Raw genomic sequence first — 15,447 nt, 5'->3', positions numbered from 1 at the left:
GATTGAAAAAGTCGCCTAATCGTTAGGCGACCTTTTGTTTTCTATAAAAAAGCGGCCTCTCATCAAGAGGCCTTAGCAAAAGTCATTACCGAAGAGTTTTTGGCAAATTGTTGAAGAAAGAACGAGGGTGGCCTCCGCGGAAATATGCCGCACAAAGGCGGTTGGGAAGCAATACGGTAAGGGAGGAGAACCCGATATTGCCGGTTTTTACATTTCCCCGAAAGCCACCTTTTTTTATTATGACTTTTAGTAAAAATTATGTCAATTTAACCCTATTTCGGTTTTATTTTTTCAGTTATTTTTTGAAATATTGCTGGGTGATTTTGGGCGAGCTCAGATAATATTTTTCTATCAACCTCAATCTTATTTTTTTTCAATAAATTTATAAATTTGCTATAAGTTAAGCCCAAACTTCTGACAGCGGCATTAATTTTGATCTGCCATAATTTCCTAAATTCTCTTTTTTTAACCCTTCTATCTCGATAGGCATAACTCCAGGCATGATGGAGGGCATCTTTCGCTAGTTTATATTTCGATTTCCTTCCCCAACGAAAACCCTTGGCATATTTTAATAAATGTTTCCTTCTTTTATGGGCAGTTTTCCCTCGTTTAACTCTTACCATAATTAAGACTATTAATTTGCTAAATTGAAATTAATTTTTTAATTCTTTTGGTTTCAGGTTTTGATACTGTAACCCATTTTCGGCTTTGTCTTCTTTTTTTGCCTGATTTTTTTGCCAAATAGTGATCTTGGCCAACCGGTCGGCGTAAAATCTTCCCCGTTCTGGTGATTTTAAATCTTTTTAGAATGGATTTTCTGGTTTTCATATTAATAAAATTATGAATATGACCCCGCGATCATTAGACTTAACGTTTCAAAGATTATTCCTTTGAGATTATCATTGTTAATCCACGAGGCTCTTTTTTTAATTCTCGCTCAATTTTTATAGCAACTGAACCTTTCAGGATTTCTGTAAATTTACTCATTTTTTCTCTTGCAAGCTGCCCAAAACTTCTCTCTCTTCCCCTTAGGCGCATTTCAATCCTTACTTTATCCCCTCTTTTCAAAAATTTTTTTGCTTGAATTGTTTTAACCTCTAAGTCATGAGGAGAAATACCAAGAGAAATTCTGATCTGTTTGAGTTGTCCGCTCTTTTGTTTTTGAGCTTCCTTTCTGGCTTTTTTCTGTTCTGAATAGATATATTTTCCGTAATCCATTAATTTACAAACGGGCGGTTCTACCCTCTCTGTTACTTGCATTAAATCTAAATTGCGCCCCTTAGCTATCTGGAGCGCTTCTTGCAACGGTATAATCCCCAGCTGTTTTCCAGCTTCATCAATTACCCGAACACGAGGAGATCTTATTTGATTGTTTATTAAAAGTTTTTTAAACAAATATATTATTTGTAGTCCTCCTCCGTCCCCTCCTTCGCATAAAGCTACGGAGGACAAGAAGGCTTCGAAAGACACTCCTTCATTCTATTACTATTCGTCGTGCACGGTACTTGCACTCTCTATCCTCCGTAGCTATGGTCGCTGCGGGGGACGGGCGAAGCTCCGAAAGGAGCGAAAGAGTGGAGATGGTGGGAATCGAACCCGCGTCTAAAGAATTTTTATAAAACAGTTCTACAAGTTTAGCTCGATTTTATTTAGGGATAAAAAGTTTTAATCGAGCGAAATCTTTTTACCTCGGACCTGTCTTTGTTCGATAGTCTTTCTAGGTCCTTGAATAAACTATCTATCTCGACAGATTTGACACCTGGCTCCGGCCTATCGAGAATTAGCCGGTCAGATGGCATTAAGCGTAAGCTAATGCAGGTTTTTGAAATAAGTTGGCACCTATTTCGGTTGTAGACAGTTTAGCGAGCTGACTACATTGCTCGACTTGCCTATTTTATATCAATTCCTTATCGAAGCCTTTCATCCCCTAAGTTTTAATTCTTTTTCCATTTCTCTTTCAGTCTCTCTCTTTCTGATTAATTCTCTTTTATCAACTTTTTTTCTGCCTTTAGCTATCCCAAATTCTAATTTTATTTTACCTTTTTTAGTATACGCCCTTAAAGGCATTAAAGTCAAGCCTTTTTGCTTGGTTTTTCCGATCAGATATTCAATCTCTGTTTTTTTTAAAAGAAGTTTCCGAGACCTTTCTGGATTATAATCTGGGGGAGCGTTTTTGGGCTGATAAGGAGGAACATGACATCCAATTAAATATACCTCCTCGTTTTTTATTACAATATAGGAACCGGCTAAATTCATTCTTCCCAATTTAATTGATTTTACCTCTTGGCCAATTAAAACTAAACCTGCCTCAAACTTTTCCAGGATTTCATAATTAAAGTAAGCATTTCTATTCTCAGCAAGAGTTGTCATGTGTAGTAAGCTTTTTTGCCTGCCCCGTACCGAACCGAAGGTTTTGGCATGGGGTTTTCAGCTAGAATTTTCATTCCGCTAGAAATCATAGTTGAGTACCCCGCTAGCAGTAATCAATATAATTAAATTTCTAACGAGGTTCATTAATTCTAGTTTAGCATTAAATTCTTTAATTTTTAAGCAAAATAAGGTAAACTAAGGTTGATGATAAGAAGAGAAATCACTAAATTGATAGAAAAATCAATAAAAACCGTTCAAAAAAAGGGAGTCTTCCCCAAGTTTGATATCTCAGACATTGGGATTGAACACCCAGAAGAGAAAACCCATGGAGATTATGCCACAAATATAGCAATGCAAATTGTCAGAACAGTAAAGAAAAATCCGATGGAGATAGCAAAAATCATTAGCAGCCAACTGTTCATTATTAATAAAAAAACAAGACTTTTTGAAAGAATCGAAGTAGTTACACCAGGATTTATCAACTTTTTTCTTTCAAAAAAGTACCTACAAAAACAAGTTGAAGAAATTATAAAAGAAAGGTCTGATGTTTTGCGAATTGGCAAAAATAAAACAGTTAATATTGAATTTATTTCAGCTAATCCTACAGGACTTCTTCATTTGGGTAATGGCCGGGGAGCTTTTTTTGGAGATTCTTTAGCTAATGTTTTAGAAAAAGCAGGATATAAAGTAACTCGGGAATATTTAATAAACAATGCCAAAGTCAATACCCAGATAAGACTGCTTGGCAAGACTGCCTTGGGAAGAGGAAAAACCTATTTAAATGAATATTTAATTTCTCAAGTTAGAAAATTACAACCTAAATTTAAAAATAAAAGCGAGAGTGAAACAGGTTATTTAATAGCTCAAGAGATTCAAAAAGATATAAAGAACTTTATTGAAAGAAAATTAAAAATTAAATTTGACAGTTGGATTTCAGAAGAAAGATTTTATAAAGAAGGTAGAATTAAAAAAGTTTATAATTGGCTAAAAAAGAAAAAGTTAATTTATCAAAAAGAAGGAGCAGAATGGCTTAGAATTTCAAAATTCGGAGCCCCAAAAGATGAAGTCATTATTCGTCAAACAGGCGAGCCTACTTATTTTTTATCAGACATTGTTTATCATAAAGATAAATTTAGCAGGAATTTCCAAAAAATCATTGACATCTGGGGAGCAGATCACCAAGGCCATGTTCCTAAAATTGAAGCCATTAGTAAAATTTTAGGCTACAAAGGTCAATTAGATATTTTGATTTCTCAAATGATGAGATTGAAACGAGGGAAAATCTCAAAGAGGAAGGGGAAAATTATAACCTTAGAAAGTTTAATTGACGAAGTTGGGCTGGACACGGTCAAATTTTTTTATCTAATGAAATCCTTTGATACCCAAATGGAATTTGACGTTGAATTAGCTAAAAAAAGGTCAGCCAAAAGCCCGGTTTATTATGTTCAATACGCCCATGCCCGCATTTGCGCAATATTGCGCAAATGCGGTAAATCCGAAATTCTAATATCGAAATTCGAAACAAATTCAAAAGCAACCCTTCGGGGAGTCTCTCACCACATTCGATCCAGCAAAATTCCAAATTCCAAACTTAAACTATTGACCCATCCATCGGAGCTTGAGCTTATTAAAGGGCTGATTCGATTACCTGAAATTATTGAAGATACGGCCAAAGATTATCAGATTCAGAGAATTCCTCAATATGCTATTGATTTGGCCGCAAGTTTCCATCAATTTTATCGAGACTGCCGCGTTTTGCCTGCCCCGCACCAAACCGAAGGTTCTGGTATGGGGACAGAAGATAGACTTTTATCAGAAGCTCGCATGGGATTAGTTTTGGCTACAAAAACAGTTATGAAAAACACCTTAAGTTTGATGGGAATTTCCGCCCCGGAGAGAATGTAGTAATAGTTTTTACTTTTTATTATAATTATCAAAAGAAGACTAACTTTATGTTGAATCGAGGTCTTAACAGTTTTCTCAAAGAGTCCCGAACCAACCGGAGGATATATTCTGATTACGGCGGTTATGGTCGTGGTTGCCGGGGCGTGGATTTTGACTTAAACGCACCAAACAGACTAAAAAGCTTTTTTCTAGACTTGAAAGGAATTGATAAATTTGATTTTTCTTAGGACCCGGTAAGGCTAAAATAGCCGAGGGTCTTTGGAATAAATATAAATTTAACTCAGGCAATTCCAGATGAAAGGCTAAAGGCCTCTTTTTTATTGAAAAAAACCCTTACCCCGCCCTAACCCCGCTCTCTGTAATAGCAAATTCAAGGGGAAAGCTTAAGAATTAAGCATTAATCATTTTCTAAATCTTAATACTATGAACTATTAGCATAGAGGGCGGGGTAGATCGGGGTCTCCTCAAAATTCCAATTTAAATTGAAATTTTGATACGGAAATGATAATCTAAAGAATATAATGAAAAAAAAGCTTAATAATCAATATTTTATTTTAAGGCACGGGCAGACAACCCATCAGACAAAAGAGAAAAAATTTATTTATAATTGGCCGGACAACCCGCCCGTAAAATTAACGAGAAAAGGAGTAAAGCAGATCAAAGCAGCTGCAAAGAAGCTTAAAAATGAGAAAATTGATCTGATTTATTCTTCGGATATTTTTCGGACGCGCCAGACTGCCGGTATTGTAACTCAAGAGCTGGGCCTAAAAATTAATTATGATAAAAGACTAAGGGATATAAACTTAGGAATTTATCACGGTCGGCTTAAAGAAGAATTCTATCGAGATTTCCCGGATCGCAAAAAGAGATTCTATAAAAAACCGCTCAAAGGCGAAAGCTGGTCAGATTGCAGAAAAAGAATAGTAAGTTTTATAAAAATAATTGACAGAAAACACAAAAATAAAAGAATTTTAATTATAAGCCACGGTGATCCTCTATGGCTCTTGGACGGGTGGGTGAAGGGATTAAATAATAAAGAACTTTCGAGAGAAAAGTATAAGACTACTTTTCCAGAAGTTGGTGAGCTTCGAAAACTTTTATGAAACTTGAGCTTGAATTACCAAAAATAGAAGAAAAGGTTTTGGAATTTTGGAAGAAGAATAAAATTTTTGAGAAAAGCCTGGAAAAGACTAAAAATGGCCCTCGTTTTGTTTTTTATGAGGGACCGCCCTATGCCAATGGTCTGCCCGGTATTCATCATCTTTTATCTCGAGCTTTAAAAGATATAATTCTGCGCTATAAAACCATGCAAGGTTTTTTCGTTGAAAGAAAGGCTGGTTGGGATGCCCATGGTTTGCCCGCAGAAGTAGAGGCTGAGAAAAAGATGAACATTAAATCTAAAAAGGATATAGAAAAGATCGGGATAGAAAAATTTATTCAAGAGTGCAAAAACGGCGTTTTTGCCTACAAAAAAGAATGGGAAGAATTTACCGAAAGAATTGCTTTCTGGTTAGATTTTGATAATGCTTATATTACTTGCTCTAATAATTATATTGAATCTTTATGGTGGATTCTAAAACAGATTTGGGAAAAAGGTCTTTTATATCAAGATTATAAGGTTGTTCCTTATTGTCCGAGATGTGGAACTTCTCTTTCTTCGCACGAAGTTGCCCAGGGCTATAAATCGATAAAAGAAAATTCAATCTATGTAAAATTTAAAGCAAAAGAGAAAGAGAACACTTATTTCCTGGTTTGGACCACCACTCCCTGGACATTACCAGGAAACGTAGCCATAGCAGCGAATCCAACGTTTTCTTATGTAAAAGCAAAAGTTGGCAAAGATTACTTAATCTTGGCCAAAGAAAGATTAGATGCAATTCAAGAAGAATATACAATAGAAGAGGAATTTAAAGGAGAAAAACTCTTAAACTTGGAATACGAGCCTTTGTTTAAGGCAAAAGGATTAGACAAAAAAGCTTATTTTATAATTTCAGGCAGCTTTATTTCAGCAGAAGAAGGGACAGGTCTGGTTCATATAGCCCCAGCTTTTGGCGAAGAAGATATGGAAGCTGGCAAACAAAACGATCTGCCTATTTTAATGACGGTTGATGAAGAGGGAAAGTTTAAAGCAGAAGTTAAGCTTTGGGCAGGAATGTTTGTGAAGACAGCTGACCCTTTAATTATTAAAGATCTTCTGGGAAGAAATATAATTTTCAAAGAAGAGACGTATGAACACGAATATCCTTTTTGCTGGCGTTGTGACTCTCCTCTGCTTTATTATGCGAAAACTTCATGGTTCATTAAAATGAGAGCTATTAAAGAAGATTTAATTAAAAATAATAAGAAAATTAATTGGGTTCCGGGACATTTAAAAGAAGGAAGATTTGGCGAATGGTTAAAAGATATTAAGGACTGGAATTTATCTCGAGAAAGGTATTGGGGAACGCCTTTGCCAATCTGGATTTGCGAAAAATGCAAGAAAACAATTTGTATCGGAAGTATCGAAGAATTAACCAACAAATCAGGAGAAAAAATAAAAGATTTACACCGGCCCCACATCGATAAAATTATTTTTAAATGTGAATGTGGCGGAAAAATGCGCAGAACAATAGAAGTAATTGATTGTTGGTTTGATTCAGGAAGTATGCCTTTTGCTCAATGGCATTATCCTTTTGAGAATAAAGATCGGATTGACAAGAAGATTTCTTTCCCGGCGGATTATATTTGTGAGGGGATTGACCAGACAAGAGGGTGGTTTTATACATTATTAGCAGTTTCAACGCTTTTAAATTTGGGAAATCCATATAAAAACGTTGTTTCCAATGGTATTGTTTTGGATGCTAAAGGTCAAAAAATGTCAAAATCAAAAGGCAATTTGGTTTGGCCCAAGGATATTATTGATCAATACGGAGCTGATGTTGCCAGATTTTATTTCTATACCGCCAATCCTATTGCCGAGCCTAAGAAATTTGACCTCAAAGATATCCAGACATTGTATCGAAAATTTTTCGATACTTTAAACAATAGCCAGACATTTTTTTCAATTTATATCGATGAAAAATTTCAGCCGATCAAAAACTTCCAATCAGCTAACTTGCTTGATAATTGGGTGATTTCTCGTCTCGAAACCTTAAAATCTCACGTAATTAAAAATTTGGATAATTATGATATAGTGGGAGCAGCAAGATTATTTGAAAATTTTGTCGATGATTTATCGAATTGGTATATCCGGCGTTCTCGAAGGAGGTTCCAGAGACCCGTAAAACGAGAAGAGAAAGAAGAAGCTTCCCAAACTCTTTATTATGTGCTCTTGGAACTGTCTAAACTTTTGGCTCCTTTTTGTCCATTCATCTCTGAAAAAATATACCAAACATTAAACAGTCAAGAAGAAGAATCGGTTCATCTGGTAGCTTATCCTAAATTAGACAATAATTTAATTAACCAGAAACTAGAAGAACAGATGAAAAAAACCAGAGAAATCGTTAATCTGGCTTTAGCGGAAAGAGCAAAGGCCGGCATTAAAGTGCGTCAGCCATTAAAAAAAATAGAAGTAAAAGAGGAAAGACCGGGGGAGGAATTGGTAGATTTAATAAGAGAAGAAATTAATGTTAAAGAGGTGGTTTTCAACAAAGACCTAGAAAATCAGCTTAAGCTTGACACCGAGATTACCCCCGAGTTAGCAGAAGAGGGAATAATCCGAGATATTATTCGTCATAGTAATAAAATACGAAAAAAATTAAATCTAAAACCTGAAGATAAAATTGTTGTTCTATATAATTCCTCATCCAAAGCCGTAAATGAAATTTTAGAAAAAAACAAAGATTTCATTGCCAAAGAAACTTTGTCTGAAGTAGTTAGCATAGGCGGCGAAGCCGACAAGAGCTTCGACCATGAAGAAGAAATTAAAAGTGATGGCGATAACACCAGAATAGCTATAAAAAAAATTAATTAATATTAGATCATTAAATTACGGAAGTAGTCGAGAAATGTATGTTTATTCATTATCGGACTCAAGGTTTGATTTTAAGAAAAATAGATCGTGGCGAAGCTAATCAATTTTTTACGGTTTATACAAAAGATTATGGGAAAGTTGAAATTTTGGGGAAAGCGATAAGAAAAATTAAATCGAAATTAAGATCTGGGGCTGATATTTTCTATCTTTCTGATATTGAATTTATTCGGGGGAAAATCCACAAAACCTTAACTGACGCTATTCTTATTGAGAAATTCCCTCAGATACAAAAGGATTTGGGAAAATTAATTATTGCCGGCAAGATCGCAGCGTCATTAGACGTTTTAGCAGGAACTGAAGAAAAAGAAGAAATGATCTGGAGCTTACTCCTAAAAACTTTTAGAATTTTAAATAGTCATCAGTCATCAGTAAAGAACTTTCAGTTAATTTATCACTATTTTTTTTGGAAGCTTCTTATTATTTTAGGGTATAAACCGGAACTTTATAACTGTTTAATCTGTCAGAAAAAGTTAATTCCTTCTCTGTTATTTTTTAATCCTCAGGAAGGGGGAGTAATCTGCAATAATTGTTTTCAAAAATCAAAAATAGGCGAAGAGATCTCTCCCGACACTACAAAAATATTAAGATTCATTTTGATAAAAGACTGGAAGACGATTTCACGCCTCAAAGCATCAGATCACGACCTAAAACTTCTCAACGGAATTTCCGATTTGTATTTATCTTGCTCTGCAAGGTCAGTCATTCCGAGCCCTTAACCTCTTTGTTATATTAATCTTAGGATTAATCTTGATATTAATAATAAGATCGATCTTATAAGACTATGCGTAGAAAAATTCTTACCATATTTATCATTTTAGTTATTTTACTAATAGGATCAGCGGTCTGGTATTACCAAAAAAACTTTTTTTCGAAAGGAATTTTGAAGTTAGAAATTTTAGCCCTTACTGAAATAGAGTTAGGCCAGGAGATTGAGTATTTAGTTAAATATAAAAACAATGGCAACCTTACTATAGAGGAGCCAAGGCTTATTTTCGAATATCCCGAAGGGGCAGTAATTGAAGAAGGAAAATCCTTAAGGCAAGAGATGGACCTTGAAAACATTTATCCGGGCGAAGAAAAGACCCTTTCTTTTAAAGCGAGGCTTTTAGGGAAAGAAAACGAAGCCAAGAAAGCCAAAGTTGCTTTGAGTTATAGGGTTAAAAATTTAAATACTCGTTTTGAATTGAGCACTTCTCACACTGCCTTAATACAATTTATTCCCCTAACTTTTGAATTTGATTTTTCTTCCAAATTGGAAGCTGGTAAAAATATTAAAATAAGGCTTAACTATTTTTCAAACGTTGATTTCCCTCTTTCTAATCTAAGAATAGAAATTGATTACCCTCAAGGTTTTGAATTCATAAACAGCAAACCAAAAGGTTTAGCTGAGAATGAATGGGAAATTAGTCTTTTAAATAAAGCCCAAGGAGGAAGAATAGAGATTGAGGGAAAATTAGCCGGTGAAGTTTTTTCGCGGAAAATTTTTCGAGCTCGGTTGATTTCTTGGCACCAAGATAATGCGATTGTTTTAAAAGAGATTGCCAAGGGTTTAGAGTTAATTGAGCCTTCAATCTATATTTATTGGCAAGTAAATGGCTCTCCTCAATATACGGCTAATCCCGATGACTATTTGCATTATGAAATTTCTTTCAAGAACATTGGCGAAACCGCCCTGGAAAATTTATTTTTAAGAGTGAAATTAGAAGGAGATACTTTAGATTTCGATAATTTACAGCCGGGTTCTGGTAAATTCCAGAAAGAAATTGGAACTATCTATTGGGATCAAATAATGGTTCCTCAGCTTCGTCTTTTACCATCTTTGGAAGAAGGAAAAGTTGAATTTTGGGTTCAGGTGAAAAAAGAATTTTCTTCTGGCCTGAGGAATCCCGTGATTAAAGCAAAGATTAACCTTAACCAAGCAAAAGAAGAGATTATTACTAAGATTAATTCAAAACTTGTTATTTCCCAAAAAGGTTTTTTCAACCAAGGGCCGTTTCAAAATACAGGTTCTATCCCTCCTAAAGTAGGTTCTTTTACGACTTATACTATATACTGGCAGGTCAAAAGTTTTTATAATGACACTAAAAATGTAAAAGCTAAAGCAACCTTGCCTTCAACAGTATGGTTAACCGGAGAAATTGAGGTCAAAGAAGCAAAATTATCTTTTGATCCAGGCAGCCGAGAAATCGTTTGGGACATTGGAGATCTTTTGGCAGGGAAAGAAGGCCAAGAAATTAATTTCCAAATTAAATTTACGCCTAAACCAACCCAGAAAGGAAAGGTTGTAGATCTTATTCCCGGGGCTAGAATAATAGGCGAAGATACCTGGACAGAATTCATCATTAGAGAGGAAGACTCGGTAATTAAAACAAACTTACCAGATGATCCAACGATTTCTAACCAACAAGGCATTGTCCAGTAGAAATTAAAACATGGATGGTTTCATGTAAAAAATCGCATCACTAGTTAAACCCCACAGGACCGAAGTACATAAAATTTGTGTACTCGGCCTACGAGGCAGGCGACGGGCCGCCCCCGTTGGGGGCGAGCCTCTCGCCTCGTCTCCGCCCAGCCTTGCCGAAGATGGCGAGTCGGAGCGGGCGAGTCGGAGCGGGCGCCTCTTTTACTCTTTGTCCGTTAAATGAAAGAAAAATATTTAAAAGATCAATCTAATTTAATGGAAAAAATAGTCAGTCTCGCAAAGAGGCGGGGTTTTATTTTTCCGTCATCTGAGATTTATGGCGGTTTTAGGTCTTGTTATGATTTCGGGCCTTTGGGAGTAGAATTTAAAAACAACATTAAAAAAGCTTGGTGGAACGAAATGATAAGATTGCATGACAATATTGTCGGCTTAGATGCAGCTATTTTAATGTCGCCTAAAGTTTGGCAGGCTTCCGGCCACTTGACGGCCGGCTTTGCAGATGAATTGGTTGAATGCAAATCATGTCATAAAAGATTTCGGTTAGATGAGTCAAAAGATTCAAAATGTCTTGAATGCGGTGGTCAGCTAACCAAGCCCCGGAAATTTAATTTAATGATGAAAACTTTTGTTGGAGCGGTTGAAGAAAAAGCTACCCAGACTTATTTGCGGGCCGAAACCTGCCAGGGGATTTACGTGAATTTCGAAAATGTTTTAAATTCAATGAGGTTGAAAATCCCCTTTGGGATAGCTCAGATTGGAAAATCCTTCAGAAATGAAATTACTCCAAAAGACTTTATTTATCGAACTCGAGAATTTGAGCAGATGGAAATGCAGTGGTTTTGCCACCCAAAAACAGCAGCCAGATGGTTTGATTTTTGGAAGAAAGAGAGAATGAAGTGGTATTTAAGCTTGGGAATCAAAAAATCAAACTTAAGGATAAAAGAGGCCTCAGAATCTGAACTTCCCCATTATGCCAAGCGGGCAATAGATATTGAGTATAAATTTCCTTTTGGGTGGAAAGAAATTGAGGGAATTCATAATCGGGGAGATTGGGATTTATCTAACCATTCAAAATATTCAGGAAAAGACTTGAAATATTTTGATGAAGAAACTAAAGAACAATACTTTCCTTATATTATTGAAACATCGGTTGGAGTGGAAAGATCTCTTTTTGCTTTTTTGATAGATAGCTATCAAGAAATAAAAGGCGGCAGGACTAAAACCACTAAAGCCGTCAAAGAGACCGAGATTTTACTTAAACTTCATAAATCTTTAGCGCCAATAAAAATAGCAGTTCTGCCTTTGGTTAAGAATAAATCAGCATTAGTTAAAAAAGCCAAAGAAGTTTATCAAATATTAAAACCTCATTTTATTACTCAATACGATGAATTGGGTTCAATTGGCAGAAGATACCGTAGGGGGGACGAGACCGGAGTTTTGTACGCAGTTACGATCGATTTTGAGACTTTAAAACAAAACGATGTGACCATTAGAGATCGTGATACGATGAAGCAAGAGAGAGTAAAAGTTAATGATTTAGTTGAGGTTCTAAGGCAAAAATTGTAATAACCAAAAGCCCCCACCATTTTTTGTATAATTTGCTTGTTCAGGTTTAGTTGATAAAAAGTGGTGGGGATTTTGTTTTTAATGAAAAATTTGATAAACTGAAATATGAAGAGTCTTGCTCTAATTCCAGGCCTTTAAAGATGTTCAAAAAAACTACTTTTAGAAATGGTTTTCGGGTTATTACTGTTCCTTTGAAAAACACCAAAACAGTAACTGTTTTGGTGTTAGTTGGGACGGGTTCGAAATATGAAACAAAAGAAATCAACGGCATTTCTCACTTTTTGGAGCATATGTTTTTTAAAGGAACAAAAAAGAGACCAAGCACCCTCAAGATCGCTGAAACCCTTGACCGAGTAGGGGGAATGTACAACGCTTTTACCTCGAAAGAATTAACCGGTTATTGGGCGAAAATTGATTCCCAACATTTAGATTTGGCCTTAGACTGGGTTTCAGATATCCTCCTGAATTCAAAGTTTGAAGCGCAAGAAATAGAGAGAGAAAAAAGAGTGATCATTGAAGAAATAAATATGTATTTGGACACACCTATGAGCTATATTCATGATTTATGGGAAAAGCTGCTTTACGGAAATCAACCGGCTGGTTGGATGATAACCGGTGAAAAAGAAGTTATCGCCAAAATAAAAAGAAACCAACTCTTGGATTACTTCAAAAATCATTATTTGGCAAAAAACACTATTGTTTGTGTGGCCGGCAATATTAATCCAGAGGCCATCGAGAAGAAAATTAAAAAATATTTTAAAAAGATAAGAACTGGAATTCCCGAAAAAAGATTGAAAGTGACTGAAAAGCAAAATCGTCCCCAGAGTCTGTTCCATTTTAAAAAAACCGACCAAACCCATTTTTGCTTAGGGGTTAGGGCTTATGGTTTATTTCATCCTAAAAAATACGCCCAAGTAGTGTTAACTACTATTCTGGGTGGGAATATGAGCTCTCGGCTTTTTATATCAGTTAGAGAGAAGGCAGGCTTATGTTATTATATCAGATCTTCTTCTGAGAATAATCCAGACACTGGATATTTAGTGACTCAAAGCGGGGTGGATCATAAAAATACAGAGAAGGCAATAAGTTTGATTTTAAAAGAGTATAAGTCTTTAAAGAATAAAAAAGTAGATAAGAGAGAGCTGCAGAAATCCAAAGATTATCTAAAAGGGAACTCGATTTTATCTTTAGAATCTTCTGATACTCAGGCGAGCTTTTATGCTGGACAAGAGATATTAGAAGAAAAAATTTTAACCTTAAAAGAGCAATTAAAGAAAATTGATGAAGTAACGGTCGAAGATGTTCAATTGGTTGCTCAAGAAATATTTCAACCGCAAAAATTAAATTTAGCCTTTATTGGGCCTTTTCAAGATAAAAATAAATTCAAAAAACTATTAAAGATATGAACGGAAGCCGTGTTTTAGACATATCTTTGGGAACAATTTTTAAAATAGCGTTTATTGCTCTCCTTTTCTACATAATTTATTTGATTAGGGATATTTTAATTCTCTCGATTTTCGCCTTAATTATTTCTATTCTATTTAATCCGATAATCGATTTCCTCCAAAGAAAAAGAATCCCGCGGGTATTGGCAGTTATTTTTGTTTATATCGGAATTTTCGGTCTAATAAGCCTATTGATTTATTCTCTTGCTTCTTTATTTTTCGTTGAAATCCAGAAATTTTCTCAAGGTCTCCCTGAATACTTTGAAACAATTTCCCCTCCCCTGAAAAGCCTGGGAGTAGAAGCCTTCGAGGATATAGAAAGTTTTATAGGGTTGCTTAATAAATCAGTGGAGACAATAGCGGCTAGCTTTTTAGGAGCCGTATCAGCCATTTTTGGCGGTATTTTTTCCACTATCTATGTTGTCACTATTGCTATTTTCCTTTCTTTAGAAGAAAAAGGAGTGGAGAAATCATTATCACTGTTATTCCCTAAAAAATATGAAACCTATGTTTTGCACCTTTGGGCAAGATGCCAGAGGAAAGTAAGCGGTTGGTTTCTCAGTAGGATTTTAGCCAGTATTTTTGTTGGCGGAGTTGTTTATGTCGCTTTCTTAATTCTTAATGTAAAATATCCTTTGACCCTAGGATTATTGGCTGGAGTTCTGAACTTTATTCCTATTATTGGCCCGATTGTGACCGGTATTCTGATTTTTGTAATCATTTCTCTGGATAGTACCTTGAGGGCAATTTTCGCTTTAGTTGCCTTTACCCTGGTTCAACAGATCGAAAATAACATCCTGACTCCTTTGTTGACCAAGAGGTTTGTTGCGCTTTCTCCGGTTATTGTCTTAATCTCTCTGGTTATTGGCGGGAAATTGCTTGGGATTTTAGGGGCAATATTTGCAATTCCTCTGGCTGGAATTCTGTCTGAATTTCTAAAAGATTTTTTAGCAAAAAAGAAGGAAGAGGAATCAATAGTGTTATAAATTGCTAAATTGCTTTTCAATTTGACAATATAACCATTCAACAATGAGACAATGAATTTATACATTGTTGCAACCCCAATTGGCAACCTTAAGGATATCAGCCTCCGAGCTCTAGAAGTATTAAAAGAGGCTGATTTAATTTTGTGCGAAGATACCAGGGTGACCAAAAGATTGCTTAACCACTACAATATAAGAACTTCTACTTTAAGCTATCATCAGCATTCAAGGCTTCAGAGAGTTAATTCTATAATTCAACTTCTAAAAAGTAGCAAGAATTTAGCTTTAGTTTCTGATGCCGGAACGCCAGGAATTTCAGATCCAGGAAACGAATTAGTTAAAACAGTAATCGAACTATTAAGTGATCAAGTAAAAGTTATTCCTATCCCTGGATCTTCGGCGGTGATAGCCGCAGCTTCAATTTCTGGTTTGTCGATGGATAAATTTTTGTTTTTGGGATTCCCGCCAAAAAAAAAGAAACGCAGAAAATTTTTTGAAGAAGTAGTAAAGTCAAAATATCCAGTTATCTTTTACGAATCGCCTTACCGAATAATCAAAACCTTAAAGGAGTTACAGTCAACCCTTGGTAATCAACAATTAACAATAGTCGTTTGTCGAGAATTAACCAAGAAATTTGAAACAACTTATCGAGGAGATATCGAAGAAGTTATTGAGAAAATCAAGAAAGACAAAATAAAAGGCGAATTCACAATTATTGTGAAAAAGAAATAGCTCCATTTCTTA

12 protein-coding genes, 1 other RNA gene and 1 pseudogene are annotated in these 15,447 nt (G+C 35.4%); 9 read left to right on the top strand and 5 right to left on the bottom strand.

Features of this window, described 5'->3' with window-relative positions; translation table 11 throughout:
- Positions 1-272: 272 nt before the first annotated feature.
- From ENH66_00550 to smpB, 5 genes and pseudogenes are all read right to left on the bottom strand, one after another.
- Entirely contained in the window at positions 273-623 is a 351-nt protein-coding gene (locus ENH66_00550) for a 50S ribosomal protein L20 (protein HDZ54191.1), read from the bottom strand.
- Between the two features lie 19 nt (positions 624-642).
- Complete coding sequence (gene rpmI, locus ENH66_00545; protein HDZ54190.1) at positions 643-828, bottom strand: 50S ribosomal protein L35; 186 nt, start codon at positions 826-828, stop codon at positions 643-645.
- Between the two features lie 54 nt (positions 829-882).
- The gene (locus ENH66_00540; protein HDZ54189.1) at positions 883-1,470 is read right to left on the bottom strand and encodes a translation initiation factor IF-3; all 588 of its coding nucleotides are present in this window, start codon (positions 1,468-1,470) and stop codon (positions 883-885) included.
- 102 nt (positions 1,471-1,572) lie between these two features.
- Positions 1,573-1,928, bottom strand: a transfer-messenger RNA (tmRNA) gene (gene ssrA, locus ENH66_00535).
- A gap of 4 nt (positions 1,929-1,932) precedes the next feature.
- Positions 1,933-2,370, bottom strand: a pseudogene (gene smpB / locus ENH66_00530) (SsrA-binding protein SmpB).
- A gap of 204 nt (positions 2,371-2,574) precedes the next feature.
- Here smpB and ENH66_00525 point away from each other — a divergent pair.
- The 9 genes from ENH66_00525 to rsmI all read left to right on the top strand — a co-directional run bounded on the left by ENH66_00525 (position 2,575) and on the right by rsmI (position 15,435).
- Positions 2,575-4,275 (top strand): arginine--tRNA ligase, encoded by a 1,701-nt coding sequence (locus ENH66_00525; protein HDZ54188.1) that lies wholly within the window; start codon positions 2,575-2,577, stop codon positions 4,273-4,275.
- Positions 4,276-4,796: 521 nt separating this feature from the next.
- Positions 4,797-5,378, top strand: coding sequence for a histidine phosphatase family protein (locus ENH66_00520; protein ID HDZ54187.1), 582 nt, complete (start codon positions 4,797-4,799; stop codon positions 5,376-5,378).
- The gene (locus tag ENH66_00515) at positions 5,375-8,227 is read left to right on the top strand and encodes an isoleucine--tRNA ligase (protein ID HDZ54186.1); all 2,853 of its coding nucleotides are present in this window, start codon (positions 5,375-5,377) and stop codon (positions 8,225-8,227) included. Before ENH66_00520 ends, ENH66_00515 begins: the two co-directional genes overlap by 4 nt.
- Positions 8,228-8,265: 38 nt before the next feature.
- Entirely contained in the window at positions 8,266-9,003 is a 738-nt protein-coding gene (gene recO, locus ENH66_00510; protein HDZ54185.1) for a DNA repair protein RecO, read from the top strand.
- Between the two features lie 65 nt (positions 9,004-9,068).
- On the top strand, positions 9,069-10,709 hold the full coding sequence (locus ENH66_00505) for a hypothetical protein (protein ID HDZ54184.1): 1,641 nt from the start codon (positions 9,069-9,071) through the stop codon (positions 10,707-10,709).
- 255 nt (positions 10,710-10,964) lie between these two features.
- Positions 10,965-12,275 carry a glycine--tRNA ligase gene (locus ENH66_00500; protein ID HDZ54183.1) on the top strand — a complete coding sequence of 437 codons (1,311 nt, stop codon included), beginning with the start codon at positions 10,965-10,967 and terminating at the stop codon, positions 12,273-12,275.
- A 140-nt stretch (positions 12,276-12,415) separates the two neighbouring features.
- Positions 12,416-13,681, top strand: a complete 1,266-nt coding sequence (locus ENH66_00495) for an insulinase family protein (GenBank protein HDZ54182.1) — start codon at positions 12,416-12,418, stop codon at positions 13,679-13,681.
- Positions 13,678-14,706 (top strand): AI-2E family transporter, encoded by a 1,029-nt coding sequence (locus tag ENH66_00490; protein ID HDZ54181.1) that lies wholly within the window; start codon positions 13,678-13,680, stop codon positions 14,704-14,706. The genes ENH66_00495 and ENH66_00490 overlap by 4 nt, the downstream gene beginning before the upstream one ends.
- Positions 14,707-14,757: 51 nt before the next feature.
- On the top strand, positions 14,758-15,435 hold the full coding sequence (gene rsmI / locus ENH66_00485; GenBank protein ID HDZ54180.1) for a 16S rRNA (cytidine(1402)-2'-O)-methyltransferase: 678 nt from the start codon (positions 14,758-14,760) through the stop codon (positions 15,433-15,435).
- Positions 15,436-15,447: the final 12 nt, after the last annotated feature.

This window comes from Candidatus Nealsonbacteria bacterium (assembly GCA_011050465.1).
Lineage (GTDB): Bacteria > Patescibacteriota > Minisyncoccia > Minisyncoccales > RBG-13-36-15 > RBG-13-36-15.
Note: the sequence above shows the minus strand (reverse complement) of the source record. Positions and strands in the feature narration are given on the sequence as shown.